Below are 20775 nucleotides of genomic sequence, written 5' to 3' on the forward strand. Positions count from 1 at the left end.
AAGAAGGCCCTGTCCAGGGCGGAAGCGAGGTCACGAGGGGTTCACCGTCCACTTCGGAGCGTGGCCTGCGCGGGGCGGGCCACGGCGGTTTCATAGTGCTGCGCCAAACGCAAAAGCGCCAGATCCTCGAACGGGCGGCCGAGCAGGTGCAGGCCGACCGGGAGCCCGTTGACGAACCCGCCGGGCACGCTCAACGCGGGCAGGCCGCAGACGTTGGCGGGGGCCAGCAGCAGAAGTGCGCTCGACAGATCGGCTTCGTCGCTTTCACGGGTCAAATCGGTCGAAAGGTCGCTCAGTCGCGGGGGAATTCCGGACAGCGTGGGGGAGACGAGCGCGGTGAGATCGGCGTCCAGGAAGGCGGCGCGGACGCGGTCTCGGAGATGGGCTCGCGCACGGCGGGCCAGTGTCAGGTGTTCTTCGGTTACGGCACAACCGAGTTCGAGCATGACGCGGGTGCCGGGTTCGAAGTCTTCCGGCCGGTCGGAAAGTGCCGGACCGTGCAGGCGCAACGCGTCCGCCAAACACAAAACGAGCGCGACCGGCAGGGCGAGGCTCAATTCCGGCAGGCTGACGTCGACGATTTCGACGCCGGTGGAAGCCAGTACGTTCACTGCTTCCTTGATCGTCGCCTGCACTTCGGTGGAAACGCCCCAGTCGTGCCAGGCGGCGAAGTCGACGCCGACGCGAGGCCGGGTCAACGGCCTGCGCACCGCTGCCGCGATGTCTTCCGGGCCGAGGCCGGCGCGGCTTTTCACCATGCCCTGCAACAGAAGGGCGCAATCAACAGTCGTGCGTGCGATCGGGCCGACCTGGTCGAGCTGCTCGCTGAGGTTCATGACCCCGGCGCCGTCGATCAGCCCGGTCGTCGGCCGCATCCCGACGAGGCTGTTCACCGAGGCGGGGTTGCGCACCGAGCCGGAGGTATCGGTACCGAGACATCCCGGTGCCGACCCGACCGCGACCGCGACTCCGGAACCGGCGCTCGACCCGCCTTGGTAGCGGCTCGGATCCCACGGGTTGCGGGTGGGCGGAAAGTTTTGCCCGTAAGCGATTTCGTGCGTGACAGTCTTGCCGAGCAGGATCGCGCCGTTCTCGCGCAGCGTGCGGACGGTCGCCGCGTCGCGATCCGGGACACGCCCGGCATACGCCTTCGAGCCGCCTTCGGTCGGCAGGCCCGCGGTGTCGATGACATCTTTGACCCCGAACGGTATGCCGTGTAGCGGCCCTCGGTGATGTCCCGCTGATATCTCGACGTCCGCCTGCTGGGCGGCTCTCAACGCGCCTTCTCGATCCACATACGCCCAAGCTGATACCTCAGGTTCGGTTTCGGCGAGGCGGTCGAGCACACTGCTGACATACTCGACCACGCTCAGCTCGCGGGCAGCGATGCGTCTCGCGGCTTCTTCGATCCCGTACTGCCACTTCACTGGGTCCACCTGACGTCGAAGTCGCTGGGGTGTTCGCCGGAGACCGCGCGCAGCTGCTCGATCGCTTCGGCCAGGTTGGCGTGCGCGGCTTCCAATGCGGCGCGATCCTCCGCTAGTACGTCCTCTCCGACGAGCTGGGCGACGGCGGCGAGTTCGGCGTCGTTCATCGGCGGGCCGCCAGGGTGAGCTGTCCGTCGCGGACGACCTGGATGCCGTCGACGAACACGTGCCGCACCTCGCGCAGATCCTCGCTGGCGACCACCACGTCCGCGGCCATTCCCGGTTGTAACCGCCCGGAATTCGGGGCGAGACCGGGGATGGCGTCGGCGACGTTCGCACTCGCCAGCGCTACCGCGTCGGGCAGGCTGCGGTGGCCGCTGGCGACCAGGTCCGCGACACCGGCCAGCAGCGGATCGTGCTGCCCGAGGTACCCGTAGTCGGTGGCGAGGAGGTCCACCGCGGTCTCGGCGAACATCCGGTCCCAGTGCTCGCGGGTGCGCACCGTGTGCTGCCGGTGCAGCAGGTCGAACGTGCAGCATTCGAGCAACCAGCCCGCGGACTGCAGCACTAACGCGGTCTCGACGGCTTCGTCGGGGGAGTAGGACGGATGGTTGCTGTGCGTGGCGATCACGCTCGCGCGGAGCTGTTTCCGCGCGAGTTCGACGAGTGGCTTTCCACTGGCTGCCGCGCTGTGCACGAGCGCGGGCACGCCGTACTTCGCCGCCGCCTCGACGCCTTCCCGAAGCCCATCGAGCGCGGCGTGGAAAGACGGCAGTACGGACTCGCGGACCAGCTTCGCTGCCGCCTGCCCGCTGAACCCCGCCAGACCCGCCGCCGTAAGCGCCGCCTTCAACGCAGGTTCGTCCAGCGCGCTGTCGAGGTGGGGCCCGAGGACGGCTTCCTTCAGCGTCCGCGCCTGCTCAGCGGAGATAGTCACGCCGGTCTCGCGGTGGATCGCGGCCGGGATGTACTGCAGGTCCTGACCGCCGCCGCCCATCGTCTGCCCGCCGCCGAGCTCGCCGATCGCGATCGCGCCGTCCGCGAGCTGCTTCTCGGCCGACGTCGTCAGGTGCGCCTCGGTCAGCCCCGCGCCATCGGCGGCCTGCGCGGCAGCGATGGCGGACGGCGTGTGCGTCGTCGCGCCTTTGACTTTCACCGCGTGCGCCCGGTCCGCCGTGCGTACTTCGTCCATTGTGGCCAGTCCGCACAGATTGAGGACGGTCGTGGTTCCGGCGAGCAGATGCCGGTCGAGGTTGCCGAGCCAGCCGTTCTCGGGCAGCGCCTCAGCGCCGCTCGGGAAGAGCGGGCCGGGCGTGACGCCGTGCGTGTGGCAGTTGATCAAACCAGGCAGGACAACGCATCCGGCGGCGTCGAGCCGGACGTCGGCGTCTTCGGGCGGTCGCGGGTCGATGTCCCGGATCCGCCCGCCGTCGAGCGTGACGGCGGCTCGGAGCACGTCCGGCCCCGCGATGACTGTTCCCCCGGTGATGACGGTCCGCATGCCGGACGAGTCTACGAGCTTGCTTCAACAAATAGAAGAGTATTCAATATGTCCCTGTGAGCGAACGCGACTTCATCGGGCACGGGGCGGAGCCGCCCGCGGGCACGTGGCCGGGCGGGCGGAAGGTCGCCGTGTCCATTGTGCTCAACATCGAGGACGGCGCAGAACGGCGAACCGCCCGCGGCGACGTCGTGGACGACCTTGGCGCGCACTGGGAGCGGCACCGGGTCGTGCCCGGGCAGCGGAACCTGACCCTGGAGTCAGCCTTCGACTACGGTGCGCGAGCGGGCTTCTGGCGGGTGCTGCGGGCTTTGCGGGAGTTCGAGGCTCCGGTGACCGCGTTCTGCTGCGCCCACGCCCTCACTCCGCCGATCGCGGCCGCGCTGGTGGCGGACGGCCACGAGATCGCCAACCACGGCCTGCGGTGGGACACGCACACCGACCTCTCGCCGTCGGAGGAACTCGCCAAGATCCAGTCCTCGACGGCCCTTCTGCAGGAGCTGACCGGAGAACGCCCAGCCTGCTGGTACTCGCGGGACGGCATCTCGCCCTGGACTCGCGCTGCTGCCGCCGCGGAGGGATATTCCTACGACTCCAACAGCTTCTGCGACGATCTGCCCTATGTGGACGGTGGGCTGCCGGTCGTTCCGTACGCCGGGGACACGAACGATTCGGGCCTGCTGAGTCAATTCCGGACCGGCCGCGCGTTCGGCGCGTACCTGTGCGACTCGCTCGCGATGCTGCTGGACGACCCTCGCCCCGGCGCGACGGTGCTGAGCGTGGGGCTGCATCCGCGATTGATCGGCCGTCCCGGGTATGTGAACGCGCTACGGACGTTCCTGCGCTACGCGGGAGAGCGGGACGTGTGGGTGGCGCGGCGGGATGAGATCGCCCGCTACTGGCGGGAATCGAACAACTGTCCCCAGCCCTGAAGCTGCTCCGAACCGCCAGCGAGAGCGAGCAGCTGCCACACGGTAGCCGCCGCGCTGTCCACCACCGGAACTCCCAGCCGGGATTCCAGCTCCGGCACCAAATACGCCGCCCGAAGATTCGTCCCGACGCACACGATCGCGTCGGCAGCAGCGGAAGCCGCCGCCGAGACCAGCGTCGAAATCTCCGAGAACGGCAGCCCGGAAATCTCCGGATTCGTCATCGGCCTCGACGGCACCGACCGTGAAACGACCTCGATCCCGGCCGCGCCGTACTCCGCAGCGATAGTGTCCGCAATGGACGAAGGACCGGGAAAAACCAGCCCGACCTTCTTGGCCCCCAACGCTTCCACCGCCGCCACCAGCGCCAGCGAGGCCGTCGTAGCCGCCGCCCCGGTCCGTTCCGCCAGACCGGCGGCCAGCGCCCGGTCGTGCTCCAGTCCGAGCCACGAACCGGAAGTCCCGTGGAACGCGATCGCCGAAATCCCCGCCTCCGCAAGGAGATCCGCGGCGGGGCCGACCAGGGAAGCGTCGATCGCCGCGGCCAGGTCCGCGGGCAGCGGGAAGCGGGAAGCGAACGCCGTCGCCCGGGTGCCGGCCAGCATCGCGGCGGTGAGCGGTTCGGCGTTCGTGTTCGACGACGGCACGATCAGGCCGAGCCGCGTTTCGCCCGGTCGCATCAGTGCACGCGGCCGAGCGACGGGGGAGTGGAGATCGCCAGGATGACCGCGGGCTCCTCGTGTTCGTTGCTCCACCAGTGCGGAGTCGAGGAGTCGTAGCTCATCGTGTCGCCCTCGTTGAGCACGAACGCCTGCCCGCCGATCGTGGCGCGGAGCGTTCCGGACAGCACCACCACGACCTCCTCGCCGGGGTGCGAATGCGGCACGTCCTCGCCGCGGAACCCGGACGGGATGGTCATTTCCAGCACGCCGAGCTTGCGGTCGGTGTTGGGGACGAGCATCTCCTGCACGATGCCGTCGCCGGGCAGTTCCATCCGCAGCCGCTCCTCGCGGCGCACGAGCACCTTCGTCTCGTGCGACTGCTGGCCGAGGAACATGTCGGCCATCGGCACCTCGAGCGCGTTGGCCAGCCGCAGCAGCGTGGCGAACGACGGATTGCCGATGCCGCGCTCGATCTGGCTGATCAGGCCCGCGCTGACGCCCGAGCGCGCGGACAGCTCCTCGACGGTGAACCGGCCGCTGCGGCGCGCCCTGAGCGTCGCGCCGAGGTGGTTCACCCAGTAGTCGCGGTTGTCCTCCGCGGCGGGCGGTTCGGATTGGGCGGATCCCATCTTTGCTTCTCCTCCGGGAGCCGGTCCGCCCGCGGGGCGGATCGTGCGAACGGCGTCATCTTATCAAAAGCTCTTCAGTATGTTGCGACTGGAACCGGACAAGACGTTGACATAGTGATGTTACTTCAACAAACTGAAGGACATGACCGCACTGCGAGAGGGCCGGGTCTTCCGGCTGGGCGGCTCGATTCCGCTGGACGGCCGGGTGAGCTGGGCTCCCGCCGGCGTCCGCGGGACGCAGCCGCTGAACTGCTACCTCGTCCGCTCGGCGGCGGGCGCGGTGCTGATCGACACCGGCGTCCGCGCGCACGCGGCGAGGATTGTCGCGCAGCTGCGCGAAGTGCTGCCCGCGAACACCCCGCTGGCGGTGGTGCTGACCCGGACCGAAATGGACTGTTGCCTCAACCTCCCGGAGATCGAGGCCGCGTTCCCGGTGACCGCCGTGCACTACACCGGCGGCATCACCGTGCCGGTCGTGGACGCGGCCCGCGAGCGGATCACCGTCGAAGAAGGCCGTCCGCTGGAGCTGGAACCGATTCCCGGGGTCCCGCTGCGGATCCACGCGCCGCGCCTGCGCTTGCTGCCGACGCTGTGGCCGTACGACCCGGTGAGCCAGACCCTCTTCACCTCCGATGCCTTCTGCCACAACAGAACCGAAGCCGACGAGGCACCGGACCCAGCGGCCGTCGCAGCGCAGCTGAGAGTCAAGTTTTCCTGGCTGGACCACGCTGACTCCGCGCCAGTGTCGGAAGACCTTCGCGCCGTCTTCGCCGCCGATCCCGTGGAGACCATCGCGCCGGGCCACGGTTTCCCGTTGCTGGGCAAGGAAACCGTCGCCGCGCACGTCGAGGCTGTGCTGAAGGAGATCGACCGATGACCGCTCGCCGGATCGCCGCCGCCACACAGTGGCTGGGCGGCTGCATGCAAGCGATGGCCAGCGACGGCCCGGTCCACTACCACGTCTCCGCCTACCTCGTTTCCGGTTCGACGCGCACTGTCCTGATCGACACCGGCGACCCGCGCCACTGGCCGCTCGTCGAGGCTCAACTGGACGAGGCCCTGGCCGGTCGTCCCCTCGACTACCTCCTGCCCACCCACCCCGAACTCCCGCACGCGGGCAACCTCCCGGCGCTCCTCGCGCGCTACCCCGGCGCCGAGGTCGTCGGCGACGTGCGCGACTACCACCTGCACTACCCGGAGTACTCCCACCGCCTGCGCCCGCTCGCCCCCGGCGACCGACTGGACCTCGGCGACCGGCAGCTGGAACTGGCCGAGGCATACATCCAGGACCTGCCGAACACCGTCTGGGCCTACGATCCGGGCGATCGCGTCCTGTACGTCTCGGACGGCTTCTCGTTCGTCCACGACGTCCCGACGCTGCCTTCGCTGGGCGACGACGAACCCGGCCACCGCCCAGGCGAATGCCGTTTGCTGTCCACCGAAATGCCCGCCGCGCCGACCGTCGACCAGGCGGCCTACGGCACCGGCCGCGCGCTGTACTGGACGCGATATGTCGACGTCACCGACACGTTCGGCCGGATCGGCGAGTTCCTGGCCGCCCACCCGGCGGATTTCATCGCGCCCGCGCACGGCAACGTGATCGCCGACGTGCCGCGGATGATGAAGACCGCGCTGGCCGCGCATCGGCAGGTGTACGACGCCTACACCAGCGCGTGAGATTGTGGTAAGCAAGCGGGCTATGCGCGGAAAGATGATGCGCGGCCTGGCGGTCGCCGCGATGAGTCTGCTGACCTGTCTCGTCGCCGCCCCGCCGGCGCCGGCCGCACCGGAGCCGAAGGCACCGCCCGAATTCGTCGCCCTGCGCGACGTCGATCCGACCATCGTGCAGGAAATCCGCTACATCACGCCGCACAACTTCACCGGCGCGCCAGTCGACGGCTATCGGCAGCCGATGTGCATCCTGACCCGCGACGCCGCCGTCGCGCTGCACAGGGCGCAGCTGTCGTTCGTGCGCCAGGGCTACACGCTGAAGGTCTACGACTGCTACCGCCCGCAGCGCGCGGTCGACAACTTCGTGCGCTGGGCCGAGGACCTGTCCGACCTGCGGATGAAAGCCGAGTTCTACCCGCGCGTGGAGAAGGACCGGCTCTTCGAGGACGGCTACATCGCGGCGAAATCCGGCCACAGCCGGGGAAGCACGGTCGACCTGACGCTCGTTCGCCTCCCGGCGTTCCCGACGCGGCCGTACCACCCCGGCGAACCGCTGAAGCCTTGCTACGGCCCGAAAGCCGAGCGGTTCCCGGACAACTCCATCGACATGGGCACCGGCTTCGACTGCTTCGACACCCTCGCGCACACGCTCGACCCGCGGATCGTCGGGAAGCAGAAGGCGAACCGGATGCTCCTGCTGCACGGGCTGGAGCGGGCCGGGTTCAAGAACCTGCCCGAGGAATGGTGGCACTACACGTTCCAGCCGGAGACGTTCCCGGACACCTATTTCGACTTCCCGATCTGGCGGAGGTCGTTGCAGTGCCCGGTGGGCTAGGACTGGGGGAGCCGGGCCGCGACGACTCCCGCGACTGATTTCGCGGTGTCGCAGATGGCGGTCAGGTTGCCTTTGTTCGCTTCGTCGGTGACCTCGACCAGCACGACCTCGTCGCGCCGTTCCGGTGTTCCTTCGAGGGACGGGAGTGTCGGCGAGTACGTGCGGTAGACGACGGTGACGTCGCACGTGTCGCCAGCCTTCTCGTGCGGATCGACGTACGCGAGGCGGCCGCCGACGGCAGTGCGGGTCTGGCCGTCCGGCGGGTCCTCGGCGAGCGGCCACTGCCGGTCGTAGTAGAGGTCGACCGACTTCGCGTCGTGCCCCCACGAACAGGCCCAATCCGCGAAATGCCGGTCGACCGGGTAGCCCGGCCCGACGGTCCGGCGGAGCGTGGCGTCGTCGACCAGCGTGCAGGCGTCCGTCCGGGCCAGCGAATCCGGTGGGAACGGCTGGGCACGACGGGTGATCGGGCCGCGGGCCACTCGCGCGTAGGCGTCGCCGACGACCGCGTCCGACATCGCGCACAGCTGCGGCGCGGCGGTGCCGTCGGAGCGGACCGAACTCACCGTGACGACACTGAGATCGGGCAGGGTGAAGGAACGGCGGCACTTCCCGGAGTCGGGATTCGGCCGCTGGATCTCGCCGAGCTTGCCCCGGACCGGCGGCACCTGCGGGTACTCCTCCGGCTCGGACAGTTCGAGGCTGGTCACGATCGTGCCGCCGCCGCTGGGCAGGCTCGTGTTCAGATCGCAGCGGGCGAACGTGCCGAGATTCGGTTCGAGGAAGACTTTTCCGTACTGGCCCAGGGAATTCACCGACAGCAGCGAACAGGGGTCGGCGGTGTGCGGGTCGCCGACGAGGTCCGGCGACGGCGGTGCGGCGGTCGCGTTCGCGGGCGGTGCGTCGTCGCGGGCGAAGACGAGAAACCCGGCGGCCAGAAGGACAATCGCGCCCAGCGCCGCGCCGATGAGCACTGGTCGGTTGGATTTCTTCCCGTGCGGCATCGGCGAACCGCGCAGGAAACCCTCGACCTCGACCGCAGTCGGGCGTCTTTCCGGTTGACGGCTGAGCATCGCCTGCAACGCGGGCCCGCGCTCGCGAGCGTTGCGCGGCGATTCGGGCGTCCCTTCCGCCGCTCGGCGCAGCTGCGCGAACGGGCCGTTTTCCCCGCTGCCCCAAGGAGAACCGCCCTCGACGGCGGCGAACAGCGTCGCCCCGAGCGAGAAGATATCCGACGCGGCGGTGGCCGCCTCGCCGTTCGCGACCTCCGGGGCGAGGTACCCGGCGGTGCCGCCGACGCGGGCGCTGTCGGTGAGCGTGACCTCGTGACCGCGGGAAATGCCGAGGTCGGCGAGCTTGGCGGTGCCGTCGTCGGCGACCAGGACGTTGCCCGGGGCGAGGTCGCGGTGCACCATGCCGCGTGCGTGCATCGCGGCGAGCGCGGACGCGATCTGCACCCCGACCGCGGCGGCTCGCTCGGGGGTCAGGACGCCGTCGGCGCGCACGATCTCGGCCAGGCTGCGCGCCGGGAGGTACTCCATGACGAGCCACCGGTCGGCGCCGTCGGAAACGGAGTCGTAGACCGCGACGATGTTCGGGTGCTGCAGGGCCGCGCCGAGCCGGGCTTCGCGGCGGATCTGCGGCTCGTCGCCGTCGAGCGACCGTTTGAGCGCGACCGTCCGCCGCAGTTCGAGGTCGCTGGCCCGCCAGACGACACCCATCCCGCCGGCTCCGAGGCGTTCCTCGAGCCGGTAACGCCCGGCGATCACCTGCGGAGCAGCCACGGCGACAGCTTAAAGCGCGCTTTCCCGGACTGCCCTCCGGCCGCTCCTTCAGCCCTCCTTCGCGGCGGACTTCCGCAATCCCCGGCGCACCAGCGGCCAGAACGCCGCGATCACGGCCAGCGACACGATGCTGGTCCACACCTGGGTGCGGGCGGAATCGTCGGTCAGCAGCATGACGACGATGATCGCCACGACGCCGAGGACGGTCAGGATGCCGAGCCACGGGTGCAGCCACATCTTGAGCTTCAGCCCGGCGCGTTCCTCGGGCGTCATCTTGTGCCGCATCCGCATCTGGGTGAAGGCGATGAACGAGTACACGAACAGCGCGACCAGGCCCGCGGAGTTCATGATGAAGTCGAAGATGCCGGAGTCCGGCGCGACGAAGTTGACGAAGACCGCGATGTACCCGCCGATCGTGCAGGCCACCACCGCGATGACCGGCACGCCCGCCTTGCTCTTCTTCGCCACCACGCGCGGCGCGAGCCGCTTCTCGGCGAGCGCGGAGAACATCCGTCCGGCGGAATAGAGCCCGGAGTTGAGCACCGAACACGCGGCGGTGAGCACGACCGCGTTCATCACCAGGCCGGCGCCGGGAAGCCCGAACAGCGTGAAGGCGTGCGCGAACGGCCCCTCCTGTTTGGGATTCGGCAGCTGGTTCCAGGGGACGATGGTGACGATCAGCAGCACCCCGCCGACGAAGAACAGCAGGATCCGCCAGATCACCGTGCTGACCGCCTGCCGGACGCCCTTGGCCGGATCCTCGGACTCGGCCGCGGCCATCACCGCGATCTCGGTGCCGAAGTAGGAGAAAATCACGATCGCGACGCCGCTGAGGATCGGCCACCAGTCGTTCGGCGCGAAGCCGCCGTGCTGCCAGAGGTTCGGGATCGAGAAGCTCGCCTTCGGCCAGAGCCCGAACGCGAACAGCGTGCCGACCGCGAGGAACACGACGATCGCGGCGACCTTGATGCTCGCCAGCCAGTACTCGACCTCGCCGAACGACCGCGCGGACACCAGGTTCGTCGTGGTGAAGAACAGCAGCAGCACGACGGAGAACACCCACTGCGGCACGTCCGGGAACCACCCGCCGAGCACCGACCCGCCGACGACCGCCTCGAACGCGATCACGCCGATCCAGTAGTACCAGTACAGCCAGCCGACGAGATACCCCGCCCACTCGCCGAGCCCCACCCGGGCGTACTCCATGAACGACCCGATCGCCGGCCGCGCCGCGGCCATCTCGCCGAGCATCCGCATCGCGAGGAAAACGAGGAGCCCGCCGATGAGGTAGGAGATGACGGCGGCCGGCCCGACTGCGCGCACTACGTTTCCGGAGCCGACGAAGAGGCTGGCTCCGATGATGCCGCCGAGGGCGATCATGGTGATGTGGCGGGAGCGGAGCTTTTTGGGGCCGGTCTTCGGTTCGGACGGAGTGGTCGCTGTTTTGCTCGCGGGTGACTCTGTTGAGGTCGCCGGGCGTGCAGTTGCCGTTTTGGTGGCGGGCGCTTCCGCCGGGGTCGGTGTGCTTGCGGCCGTTTCGCCCGCACCCTCGGCCGGGGCTGTCTTGCCCCTGGCCGCGTCGGCTGGGGCGGTGTTGCGGGGAGCCGTTTCGGCTGGGATGGCTGTGCGTTCGGCTTCCTCTGCTGGGACTGCCTTGCCTGCGGTGGCATCGCCGGGTGTCGTCGTGCTTGTGGTCGCTTCGCTCGGGGTTGCGTCGCCCGGAGCCGCCGTCCGTTCGGCTGTCTCCGCCGGATCCGCCTTTCCCGCAGTCGCTTCCCGAGGGGTCGTCGTGCCCGCGGCCGCTTCGCTGGGAGTCGCCTCGTCCGGGCTTCCCTGGCCCTGCCCGGTGATCCGATCAGCCATCGATCGATCTTCCTCTCGTTCGGCCGTGCCGTCCCGCGGTCGCGCCCCCGGCCGACAACGTTGTCGGAACCGGCCGCGGAGCCGGGCCTCGCTGACGCGGGGACAGTGTGCGGCCGCCGGGTCCGTCGAGGCTAGGTGCGAGCGGGTCGGGATGCCGGACGGGACCGTTGTCGATCATCCGAATGGAGCAGCGTTGCGCGCCGGGTTTGCCCGGCTGTGCGCAGAGTCGCGCGGAACGGCTCGGGCCGTCAGGGAACGCGCTGCGGAGAGACCGGCGGCTAAGCACAGGCGCGGACGAAGGCGGCCACGGCCGGTGCGGTTTCGTCGCTGCGGTGCAGCAGATGGAAGTCGGTCCTCAGACCGGGTTCGGCCAGCGGCCGGTACACCACGTCCGGCACCGCGGCCCGGTCCACGCCCGCCGGGACCACTGCCAGACCGACCTTCGCGGCGACCAGCGCGAGAACGCTCAGCGTGCTGTCGCCGCGAAACCGGGCCGGCGAGGACGGCGGGTCCGCCCCGCAGCGACGCACTCCGTGCGGCACGAGATCGCCGTCGCCGGTGATGTACTCGATCAGCTCTTCGCCGTCGATCTGCTCGACGGTCAGCGTTTCGTGCTCGGCGAGGGGGTGCCCGGCGGGCAGCGCGACCAGGAACGACACGGAACTCGCCGGGATCGAGGCCAGCCGCGGTTCGTCGGCTGGGGCGGCGAGCGCGCTGAAGCCGACGTCCAGTTCGCCCGCGAGGATCGCGGCGCGCTGCGCCAGCGGCCCGGCTTCCCGCAATTCGATCCGGACGAGCGGCCTGGCCTGATGGAACTCGCCGATCGAGCCGGCGAGGAGGCCGCCGAACACGGCCGCGCCCGCGACGCCGATCCGGACGCTCCCGGTTTCCCCGCGCAGCGCCGACCGCGCGGTGTCCCGCGCCCGTTCGGCCTGCGCGAGCACCTGCCGGGCTTCGACCAGGAACGCTTGGCCCGCCGCGGTGAGCCGGGGGCGTCGCCCGGTGCGGTCGAACAGCGGTCCGCCGAGTTCGTGTTCCAGATCGCGGATCTGCATGCTCAACGTGGGCTGGACGACGTGCAGCCGCCGCGCGGCCGCGCTGAACCCGCCCTCGTCGGCCACCGCGACGAAATAGCGCAGGTGCCGCAGCTCCATCTCCGTCCAGCTCCTATCAGCGGTACTGATCGATGAATCAGAAACAAGTGTTTGAGCCTATCGCCCGTCAGGTCCATCGTGGAGGGACAGGCCGACGGAGAGGGCAGCGATGCGGATTGTCACGCTCGAAGAACACTGGACCGCCCCGGCGGTGACCGCCGCCGGCATGCCGAGCATGCTCGAACACGTTCCCGGCTACGCGGCGGCGTTCGCCCCGGACACCGGGATGCCGTACCCGCGGCACCCGGATCTCCTGGCGGACCTCGGTTCCGCCCGGATCGCCGACATGGACCGCCACGGCATCACCACCCAGGTCCTGTCGCTGGTGAACACCTTTCTGCCCGCGGCCGTCGCACCGGAACTGACCGCGGCGGCGAACGACACCATGGCCAAGGCGGTCGAGGCGTTTCCGGGCCGGTTCGCCGCGTTCGCGACCCTGCCGACCGCCGTGCCCGGCGCCGCGGCGGACGAGCTGCGCCGGTGCGTCGGCGAACTGGGCTTCGTCGGCGCCATGATCATGGGGCGCACCGACGGCGAATTCCTCGACCAGCCGCGGTTCGATCCGATTCTGCGCGCCGCGAGCGACCTGTCGGTGCCGATCTACCTGCACCCGGCCCCGCCTCCGGCGCCGGTCAGCGAGGCCAGCTACGCCGGCGGGCTCTCGCCCGCGGTCTCCGGGGCTCTCCGACTCGCCGCGTGGGGCTGGCACCAGGAGACGGCGGTGCATTTCCTGCACCTGGTGCTGACCGGGGTGCTCGACCGCTGTCCCTGCCTGCAGTTCGTGCTCGGCCATTGGGGCGAGTTCATCCCGTTCTACCTCGACCGGCTCGACGAGGCCATGCCGAGGCGGATGACCGGGCTCGACCGGACTTTCCGCGAGTACTTCCGGGACAACGTGTTCATCACCCCCAGCGGCATGTTCAGCCAGGCCCAGCTGCGGTATTGCGCGGACACCGTCGGCGCGGACCGGATCATCCATTCCGTGGATTTCCCGATGCTCGGCAACGAGGGCGCCGTGCCGTTCCTGACCGAATCGCATCTTTCCGCCGAGGACCAGGAAAAGATCGCCCACCGCAATGCCGACGAACTGCTCGGCCTGGCCTGATCCAGCGGAGTCTCAGTGCGGCTGAGAGAGGTCTCCGGGGCGGAAGGCGTCCGCTGTGGTGCTCACTGGAGTGTCGAGTTCGGACTTGTGCTCGCGCGGATAAACCCAGCGCAGCGACGCCGTCGACCCCGCTCCGGTAAATCCTCGCTCGTAGAAGATCTTGCCGTCGCTTTGGTAGCCGGAAATCGTGTAGTGGTCGCCTTCGGCCTTGCGATAGGTCACTCGGCCGCCGTTTGCTTCTGCTTCGGACGCCGCGGCGGCCAGTGCGGCCGCGGTGGTCCGGCCGCCGGAATTGGTGCCCCATACGGTGAGGGTCGCGTCGAGGCCGGTGTTGGTGAACGTCATTCCGTCGCCGTTGTCCGGGCTGTAGGACGCGGCGGTGTAGCCCTGCGGAACGCGTGTGGTGAAGCCGAATCGCGGGTTGGTGTAGGTGTTGCCGACCGCTGGGGAAGACGAGGCCGGTAGCGTAGGTGACGGGGAAGCTGTTGGGGCGCCGAGCATTGTCACGAACTTCGGCTGCAGCAGATCGGAGATTTCGGCGTACGGAACAGTCACGGTTTCTTTCCCCGCCGCCGTGACGCAGCCGAGGTCGTACCACAGGATTTCGAATTCGGCCCCGGCCTTGGTGAATCCGATCGAGGCCCCCGGAACGTGCCCGCGCGCCGGGACCCGGTCGGCGGCGTCGATGGTGGTCTTCCGCCCGTTTTCGTCGACGGACGCCAGTTGGCAGAAACCGTTCCTGGTGTGCGGTTCGACGCGGTCGGTGAGCGTTTTCATTCCGGCCGCGGTCAGCACCTCGGGGCGGAACATGTCCTGGGGGCCGACCGGATTCCCGGTGCCGAGGTCGACGGTGACGGTTTCCGGGAACCGCCACGTCGTGTGCCACAGCACTTTCGAGTCGAGATCGTGGTCGTAGCGCACGGAAAGCAGGCTCGGGGTCTGCAGGAGGATCCGCGCGGTCGATCGCGCGGCGGGCGTTTCCCCGGCCTCGGTGAACTGCTGCTGCCAGTCCGGATTGGACCGTGCGTCGCGGATGGCCTTCAGCCGCTTGTCGATCGGGGCGCGCAAAGCGTCGTTGATGCGTTTCCGCACGGCGGCGTCCGGCCCGCCGGACACTTGCGGATACTGGAGGCTGTAGGTGATCGGGAGGGCCTGGTCGCGGCCGGAATCAGTCTGGATCGCCACCGTGAGCGCCGCGGGCGCGGGCGGGTCGTCCTGGCGGTTGAAGACCAGGATTCCGCCGGTGACCAGTGCGCCGACGACCACCAGCACGGCGATGACCTTGCCGACGATCACCGCGGTCGCGCCCGCTCCGGTGCCCGTGGCAGGCACTCCCGCCGCCACGGCGCCGGCACCGGTCCCGATCGGCGCGGCGGCCGTGCCAGCCGTGGTCAGGAGGGCCAACGGCGTGAGCGCGGTCAGGGCGGCGGCCGAGGCGGCCAGCCGCTTCCAGCCGCGTTTCTCCCAGTCCTTTCCGTAAGCCTTGCGCGCGACGGTCTCCAATTCGGCGAGGAAAGCGTCCGCTGTGGACGGTCGCCACGCCGGATCCTTCGCCATGCCGCGCGCGATCAGCGGACGCAAGTCCTCGGGCACCGCGTCGAGCGGCACGGGTGCCATCTGGTGCAGCGAGCGCAGTTCGTCGGTGGTGGTCCCCTCGAACGGCTGGTGTCCGGTGATGCATTGGTAGAACACACAGGTCGCGGCGTACACGTCGGTGGCAGGCATGCCCGGCTGCCCGGCCCACTGCTCCGGTGCCATGTACGACGGGGAACCGGCGGTCAGTCCGTTGTGTCCGTCCAAAGTGGCCAGTCCAAAGTCGACCAGCTTCGACTGGCCTTCCCGTGACACCAGGACGTTTCCCGGTTTGTAATCGCGATGGACGACTCCGGCGGCGTGTGCGTCGGCGAGTCCGAGCAGCGAACCTTTGAGAATGGCCAACGCGGATTCGGGGGCGAGAATGTTCTCCGTCGCCAGGAGCGCGCGCAGGGAGACGCCGGGCACGGCCTCCATCACCAGTGCCGCGCCCTGCGGCGTCTCGACGAAGTCGAACAGTTGCACGACATGCGGGCTTCGGACGCCGGACAGCAGCCACGCCTCGCGACGGAACCCGGCCGCGATGTCCGGGTCGGCGAGGTACTCGGCGAGGAGGTATTTGATCGCCGCCATGCGGCCGGATTGCTGATGCTTGGCCAGCACGACGCGCCCGAAACCGCCGACGCCGAGCACGTCGACCTCGGTGAACCCGGGCACCTGCCAGGTTTCGCTCATCCCCGCCGCTTCCCCTCTTCCCGCGGGCCCGCCCGCCGGTTCCGCGAGATCGTACTCCGGAAATGTGGCATCGGGTGTGGAGTTGTCACATTTGTGCCTCGGTCGTGGGAAGCGCAGGGCCTGGATCGCCTTGGTCCGGTTTTGGCGGATCGGGGCTTGCGTTCGTCAGTTTTGCGCTTCGGCGGACGGGCGCATTCCGTGCCGGGCCAGCGGCTGACGTTGGGCAGGGGGAGGCGTCACCTTGGTGATTCGGCTGAGGGGTTCAGCAGGCGGATTCCCTGTTCGGTGGTGCGGTACAGGACCTCGCGACCGGATCGCCGTCCGGAGACCAGGCCGCTGTCGCGCAGGACTCGGAGGTGTTGCGAAACCGCGCTCGGCGAGACGCGGAGGGTTTCGGCGAGGTCGGTGGTCGTGGCGGGGGAGCGCAGCGTCTCCAGGAGTTCGGCCCGACGTCGGCCCAGCAGGCGGACCGCGGGTTCGGCGGGACGGCGTCCGGCGGCTGTCCACAATGCACCGCTGCCTCGGGCCGGGTAGCGGATCGTGGTCTGGGTGGTGGTGTGCAGTTTGATCATCACCCACGGCGGACCGAGCACGACGGGCGACAGCACCAGCCCGCCGGAAGGGCGGCCGGGCGAGGGACGGTGGTCGCCGTCGAGAGTGAGCCGGCTGCCGGACCAGTTCAGCTCGGCGTGCAGGTCGGCGAAGAGATGGGCCGCGCCGCCGTCGGCCCATTGCTTGGCGCGGTAAGCGATGTCGGCGTCGAGAACGGCGCGCAGCCGGGCCCAGTGCGGTGCGATCAGGCGGTCGTGTGCCTGGCGGAGTTCTTCGGCGATCGCACGCAGCCCGGCCGCGGGATCGGCGGCGAGTGCCCGGGCGGGGCCGGGCAGGCGGTCGCCGAACACGCCGTGCAGGCTGCGCCGAACCTGGCTCGCGGTGGTCCGGCACATCGCGGCCAGCGCCTCGTCGATCGTGCTCGCCGCACGGTCCGGTGCGGGCAGCAGGAACTGCGGCCAGCTGGTCCGGCCGGTGACGAGCAACGGCCACGTCCAGGCCAGATCCAGCGGACGGCCGGCGAGTTCGCTCGCGGCCCAGCGGGTCCAGCGCCCGTGGCGAGTCCGGCCCCAGCAGCCGGCCAGGGTCTGCAGGCCGGAGACCGTCTCGGACAACGGCGAGACGGCGAGCCTGGTGGCGGCCAGGTCGTCGGTGCTCAGGTCGAGGGTCAGCGGCACGTCGCGATTATGCGTCACTTGGCGGTCGGCGAGGCGGGATCGGCGGGTTTGTCGACTCAGGCGGGGGAGGGCGCGGCGTGCGGTGGTTGTTCGGCGGGGAGCGGCTGGTTTGGTTGAGCTCGGTGGTGGTTTGCTGGTTCTCGTTTGTTGGGGCGGTCAGCCGCCCTCGGTGGTTGTCGGGTGGGGAGCCGTTGTTCAGGCATCAGCGGCGGGCTGGCCGAACCATCGGGCGAGGTGGTCGTTGAGGTCCTGCTGGTCCTCGCCGATCCACGCGATATATCCGTCCGGGCGCAGCAGGACGGCCGGAGCGTCCAGGGTCGCGGCGGGGTCCGCGATGAGGTCGACGCGGTCGGCCCAGCCTTCGACGTTCAGTCGCTCCGTGCGGTCGAGCACCAGGCCTCGGCCCTGATGGAGGCGGTCGTAGAGGCGGCCTTGGTTCAGGGCGAGGTCGGGGAGACGGCGGCCCAGCAGGTCGGGGCCTTCGCCGAAGTCGTAGCGGATGTCGATCGCGGTGATCTTCCCGAGCAGGCGGCGGTTGACCTCGTCGAAGTCCATCAGCTCGGCGAGCAGCCTGCGCACGGCCCGCGGCCCGGCTTCGGCGGACGACAGTTCCATTTGGGCGCGGGTGTTGTCGAGGACGTCCGCGGCGACCGGATGGCGTTCGGCCTGGTAGGTGTCCAGCAGGGGAGCCGGGGCCCAGCCGCGGACCTGCGCGGCCAGTTTCCAGCCGAGGTTGAACGCGTCTTGGACGCCAAGGTTGAGGCCCTGTCCGCCGGTGGGCGGGTGGATGTGCGCGGCGTCGCCGGCCAGCAGCACCCGGTCGACGCGGTAGCGCTCGGCCAGGCGGGTCGCGTCGCCGAAGCGGGACAGCCAGTGCGGGGAGTGGACGCCGAAATCGGTTCCGGCGATGGCGTGCAGTCGCTGTTTGAAGTCCTCGAGCACGGGCGGTTCCGCGCTGATTCCCGCGGCCGGGACCACTACTCGGTAGATGCCCTCGCCTACCGGGCTCAGCATGAACCGCTTGTCGGTCTCGCGGACCTCGGCGACCTTGGCGGCGATCTCCTCCTGCGGCGCGGTCGCGGGCATCTCGCCCATCAGGGTTTCGGTCCGCGAGGGTTCGCCGGGGAAGCCGACGCCGAGCAGCTTGCGCACGGTGCTGCGCGCGCCGTCGCAGCCGACGAGGTAGCGCGACCGCAGACGTTCGCCGTCGGTCAGTTCGACGGTGACCCCGTCCTCGTCCTGCTCGAAACCGGCGACTGCGCAGCCGTGCCGGACTTCCGCGCCCAGCTCGATCGCGTGGTCTTCGAGCAGGCGGACCACGACTGGCTGCGGGATGCCCAGCAGGTACGCGGATTCGAGGCCTTCGGGGGCGGGTTTGGGGATCCCGGCGAAGATGCCGCCGACCGGACGTTGCCGTCCGCGTTCGAGGACGCGCTCCAGCAGTCCGCGCATCGCGAGCTGTTCGAGGCTGCGGATGTGCAGGCTGACGATGCGGGCGAGCGGGAGCGGCTCGGTTTCCTTCTCCAGCACGAGGACCCGCACGCCGTGCAGCCGAAGCTCGGCGGCGAGCGTCGCGCCGGCGGGGCCGCAGCCGGAGATGATGACGTCGATCATGAACCACCTGTTCGGTCGGTTTTTTGTGGTGCGGTGTGGCTGATTGATGGGTGTCGGGCCGCTGTGCGCGGAGCCGAGGCGGGGGTGGTTGCCGCCTGGCTTGCTGCGGTTCGCGCGGCTGCCCTGTGCCCGGGTGGTGTTTGGCCAGCCGAGGTGCGGCTGGTCGGCGCCTGCTCGGCTGCGGGGCGGGCGGCGGTTGTGCGTTGGCTCGTGACGTGCCTGGTTCTCGTGCGTCTCGCCGCAGTTCGCCCGGCTGATGCCCACTCTGCTGCGGTGTGTCTGGCTGCTGACCGGCTCGCTGCGGTCTGCCCGATTGTCGTGTGGGCAGTCGTGGTGCATCTGGCTGTCGCGTGCCCGGATGCTCCCCGGCCCGCCGCTGGCCGCTCAGCCGGGGTGCGCGCAGCCTCCGTCGCGCGCTCGGCCGCCCGTCCTGCCGCCGCCTGTCCAACCTCCGCGCATCCAGCCGTCGTGCGTCGACGTCGGCAGGTGCGGACGCGGGCGGGCACGCAGGGCTGATTCCGGATTCGCGCAGGACTTGGCATCGGCGGGTCAGTCTGCGGCACCGGGGAACCCGCGGCAAGCGAAATACAACGACGGCACAACCACGAAACTTTCGATGTAGCTCCAGCCTACACGATGGCGAACACCTGTTCGAGTCAGGAACCATCCCCCACATGAAGGAATCCGACTCCCGCGCCAGGCTCCCCGCCTCGTACTGGCGGTTGTGGTGGGCCTCGGCGGTGGACAACGTCGGCGACGGGGTTTTCGCGGCCGCCGTTCCGCTGCTCACCATCACGATCACGCGCGATCCGGTGCTGGTTTCGGTCGTCTCGGCGGCGACGTATCTGCCCTGGCTCCTGCTCTCCCTGCCCGCGGGTGCGCTCGTGGACCGGCGTGATCGCGTCGGCTTGTTGTGGCGGTCGCAAGCCGTGCAGGCGGCGATCGTCGCGGTGGCCGCCGCGATGATCTGGCTGGGGCGGATCGACATCGCGGGCCTCGCGGTCATGGGGTTCGCGCTCAGTGCGTGCGAGGTCGTGTTCGCCAACGCGTCGCTCGCGGTGTTGCCGGATCTTGTCGCGGAGGCGCAGCTGCATCGGGCGAACGGCAGTCAGTACGCGATCGCCAATGCCGGGCAGTTGTTCGTCGGCCCGCCGATCGGCAGCCTGCTGTTCGCGGGCGCGGCGGCGTTGCCGTTCGGTGTGGACGCGGTGTCGTTCGCCGTGTCTGCCGTGTTGCTGGCGACCCTCCCGCGGCGTCCGTTGCCGCAGGTCGCGCAGCCGCCGATTCGGGTCGCGGTGGTGGAGGGGGTGCGCTGGCTCGGGCGGCATCGGCTGTTGCGCGTGTTGGCGGGGCTGCTGGCGGTGAACACGTTCTGCTACCAGCTCGGCAACGTGACGGTGGTGCTGCTCGCGACGCAGATCCTGCACGTCGGCGAGCGCGGTTACGGCGTGCTGCTCGCGGGGGCCGCGGCCGGGAGCGTGCTCGGCGGGATGGTCAACGCGCGGGTCGTGGCGAAAATCGGGGCGCTGCAAGCGTTGCTGGCCGCCTTGGTCGCCAACGCGGTGATCTTCGTGCTCATCGGGGCCAGTCCGAACGCGGTCGTTCTCGGGATACTGCTGGGGATTAGCGGGCTCGCCACGACGCTCTGGAGCGTGGTCACGGTCAGCCTGCGCCAGCAGGCGGTGCCGACGGAACTGCGCGGGCGCGTGCACAGTGTCTACCGGATGCTGGGCTGGGGACTGATGCCGCTGGGATCGCTAGCGGGCGGGATGGTCGCGGACGTGCTCGGCATCCGGGCGGCGTATCCGGTGGCGGGGGCGGTGCGGGGGATCGCGTTGGTCGTCGCATCGCCGGTGCTTCTTCGGGCGATGCGGAACGGGCGATCGTCCGGGTGACGGGTGGGAAAACGCCGGAAATGTCCTCAGTGGACGTCGCGCGGGCTGATCGTCAATGGTCGGGCAACCAGCCGTATGGTTTTCTTTACTGTCCTTCTTGGAATAGTCCTCTTATTGGCAGTCTGCCGACAGCGGGCATTTCCTCCGGGTCCTCAAGAAGGCGGTTCCGCTGTTCGGCTATTGGTCGCGGAGAAGCTGCAACGTTTCGC

Annotated in this window: 17 protein-coding genes; 6 read left to right on the top strand and 11 right to left on the bottom strand. The window is 69.7% G+C overall.

Annotated features, from left to right (window positions below):
- Window positions 1–41: 41 nt before the first annotated feature.
- Genes ACWDNU_RS16340 through ACWDNU_RS16350 form a run of 3 tightly spaced genes read right to left on the bottom strand, consistent with a single transcriptional unit; the run spans window position 42 to window position 2928 of the window.
- Window positions 42–1427: an amidase gene (locus ACWDNU_RS16340; protein WP_449669424.1), complete on the bottom strand. Its 1386-nt coding sequence runs from the start codon at window positions 1425–1427 to the stop codon at window positions 42–44.
- The gene (locus ACWDNU_RS16345) at window positions 1424–1594 is read right to left on the bottom strand and encodes a hypothetical protein (RefSeq protein WP_449669425.1); all 171 of its coding nucleotides are present in this window, start codon (window positions 1592–1594) and stop codon (window positions 1424–1426) included. The genes ACWDNU_RS16340 and ACWDNU_RS16345 overlap by 4 nt, the downstream gene beginning before the upstream one ends.
- Window positions 1591–2928: an amidohydrolase family protein gene (locus ACWDNU_RS16350; protein WP_449669426.1), complete on the bottom strand. Its 1338-nt coding sequence runs from the start codon at window positions 2926–2928 to the stop codon at window positions 1591–1593. Before ACWDNU_RS16350 ends, ACWDNU_RS16345 begins: the two co-directional genes overlap by 4 nt.
- 56 nt (window positions 2929–2984) lie before the next feature.
- Between ACWDNU_RS16350 and ACWDNU_RS16355 the strand changes: the two genes are divergently transcribed.
- The gene (locus tag ACWDNU_RS16355) at window positions 2985–3860 is read left to right on the top strand and encodes a polysaccharide deacetylase family protein (RefSeq protein ID WP_449669427.1); all 876 of its coding nucleotides are present in this window, start codon (window positions 2985–2987) and stop codon (window positions 3858–3860) included.
- Here the strand turns inward: ACWDNU_RS16355 and ACWDNU_RS16360 are convergent.
- Window positions 3824–4537, bottom strand: a complete 714-nt coding sequence (locus tag ACWDNU_RS16360) for a maleate cis-trans isomerase family protein (RefSeq protein WP_370937958.1) — start codon at window positions 4535–4537, stop codon at window positions 3824–3826. The two genes, ACWDNU_RS16355 and ACWDNU_RS16360, sit on opposite strands and share 37 nt — an antisense overlap.
- The gene (locus ACWDNU_RS16365; protein ID WP_370937957.1) at window positions 4537–5148 is read right to left on the bottom strand and encodes a helix-turn-helix domain-containing protein; all 612 of its coding nucleotides are present in this window, start codon (window positions 5146–5148) and stop codon (window positions 4537–4539) included. Before ACWDNU_RS16365 ends, ACWDNU_RS16360 begins: the two co-directional genes overlap by 1 nt.
- A 142-nt stretch (window positions 5149–5290) precedes the next feature.
- Between ACWDNU_RS16365 and ACWDNU_RS16370 the strand changes: the two genes are divergently transcribed.
- From ACWDNU_RS16370 to ACWDNU_RS16380, 3 genes are read left to right on the top strand one after another with little or no spacing between them, the layout of a single operon-like run.
- On the top strand, window positions 5291–6025 hold the full coding sequence (locus ACWDNU_RS16370) for an MBL fold metallo-hydrolase (RefSeq protein ID WP_449669428.1): 735 nt from the start codon (window positions 5291–5293) through the stop codon (window positions 6023–6025).
- Window positions 6022–6825 (top strand): MBL fold metallo-hydrolase, encoded by an 804-nt coding sequence (locus ACWDNU_RS16375; RefSeq protein WP_449669429.1) that lies wholly within the window; start codon window positions 6022–6024, stop codon window positions 6823–6825. Before ACWDNU_RS16370 ends, ACWDNU_RS16375 begins: the two co-directional genes overlap by 4 nt.
- Window positions 6826–6847: 22 nt before the next feature.
- Entirely contained in the window at window positions 6848–7654 is an 807-nt protein-coding gene (locus ACWDNU_RS16380; protein WP_449669430.1) for a M15 family metallopeptidase, read from the top strand.
- Here the strand turns inward: ACWDNU_RS16380 and ACWDNU_RS16385 are convergent.
- The 3 genes from ACWDNU_RS16385 to ACWDNU_RS16395 all read right to left on the bottom strand — a co-directional run bounded on the left by ACWDNU_RS16385 (window position 7651) and on the right by ACWDNU_RS16395 (window position 12455).
- Window positions 7651–9438: a serine/threonine-protein kinase gene (locus ACWDNU_RS16385; RefSeq protein WP_449669431.1), complete on the bottom strand. Its 1788-nt coding sequence runs from the start codon at window positions 9436–9438 to the stop codon at window positions 7651–7653. The two genes, ACWDNU_RS16380 and ACWDNU_RS16385, sit on opposite strands and share 4 nt — an antisense overlap.
- Before the next feature lie 48 nt (window positions 9439–9486).
- The gene (locus ACWDNU_RS16390; RefSeq protein WP_449669442.1) at window positions 9487–10824 is read right to left on the bottom strand and encodes an amino acid permease; all 1338 of its coding nucleotides are present in this window, start codon (window positions 10822–10824) and stop codon (window positions 9487–9489) included.
- Window positions 10825–11579: 755 nt separating this feature from the next.
- Window positions 11580–12455 carry a LysR family transcriptional regulator gene (locus tag ACWDNU_RS16395; protein WP_449669432.1) on the bottom strand — a complete coding sequence of 292 codons (876 nt, stop codon included), beginning with the start codon at window positions 12453–12455 and terminating at the stop codon, window positions 11580–11582.
- 109 nt (window positions 12456–12564) lie between these two features.
- On the opposite strand from ACWDNU_RS16395, the gene ACWDNU_RS16400 reads away from it, so the two are divergent.
- Window positions 12565–13560 (top strand): amidohydrolase family protein, encoded by a 996-nt coding sequence (locus ACWDNU_RS16400; RefSeq protein WP_449669433.1) that lies wholly within the window; start codon window positions 12565–12567, stop codon window positions 13558–13560.
- A gap of 12 nt (window positions 13561–13572) precedes the next feature.
- Here ACWDNU_RS16400 and ACWDNU_RS16405 read toward each other — a convergent pair whose 3' ends face one another.
- The 3 genes from ACWDNU_RS16405 to ACWDNU_RS16415 all read right to left on the bottom strand — a co-directional run bounded on the left by ACWDNU_RS16405 (window position 13573) and on the right by ACWDNU_RS16415 (window position 18671).
- Entirely contained in the window at window positions 13573–15828 is a 2256-nt protein-coding gene (locus ACWDNU_RS16405; RefSeq protein WP_449669434.1) for a protein kinase domain-containing protein, read from the bottom strand.
- A gap of 236 nt (window positions 15829–16064) precedes the next feature.
- On the bottom strand, window positions 16065–17057 hold the full coding sequence (locus ACWDNU_RS16410; protein WP_449669435.1) for an ArsR/SmtB family transcription factor: 993 nt from the start codon (window positions 17055–17057) through the stop codon (window positions 16065–16067).
- Between the two features lie 195 nt (window positions 17058–17252).
- The gene (locus ACWDNU_RS16415) at window positions 17253–18671 is read right to left on the bottom strand and encodes an FAD-dependent monooxygenase (RefSeq protein ID WP_449669436.1); all 1419 of its coding nucleotides are present in this window, start codon (window positions 18669–18671) and stop codon (window positions 17253–17255) included.
- A 674-nt stretch (window positions 18672–19345) separates the two neighbouring features.
- Between ACWDNU_RS16415 and ACWDNU_RS16420 the strand changes: the two genes are divergently transcribed.
- Window positions 19346–20566: an MFS transporter gene (locus tag ACWDNU_RS16420; RefSeq protein WP_449669437.1), complete on the top strand. Its 1221-nt coding sequence runs from the start codon at window positions 19346–19348 to the stop codon at window positions 20564–20566.
- The last annotated feature ends 209 nt before the right edge of the window (window positions 20567–20775 follow it).

It is taken from the genome of Amycolatopsis sp. NPDC003676 (genome assembly GCF_053587275.1).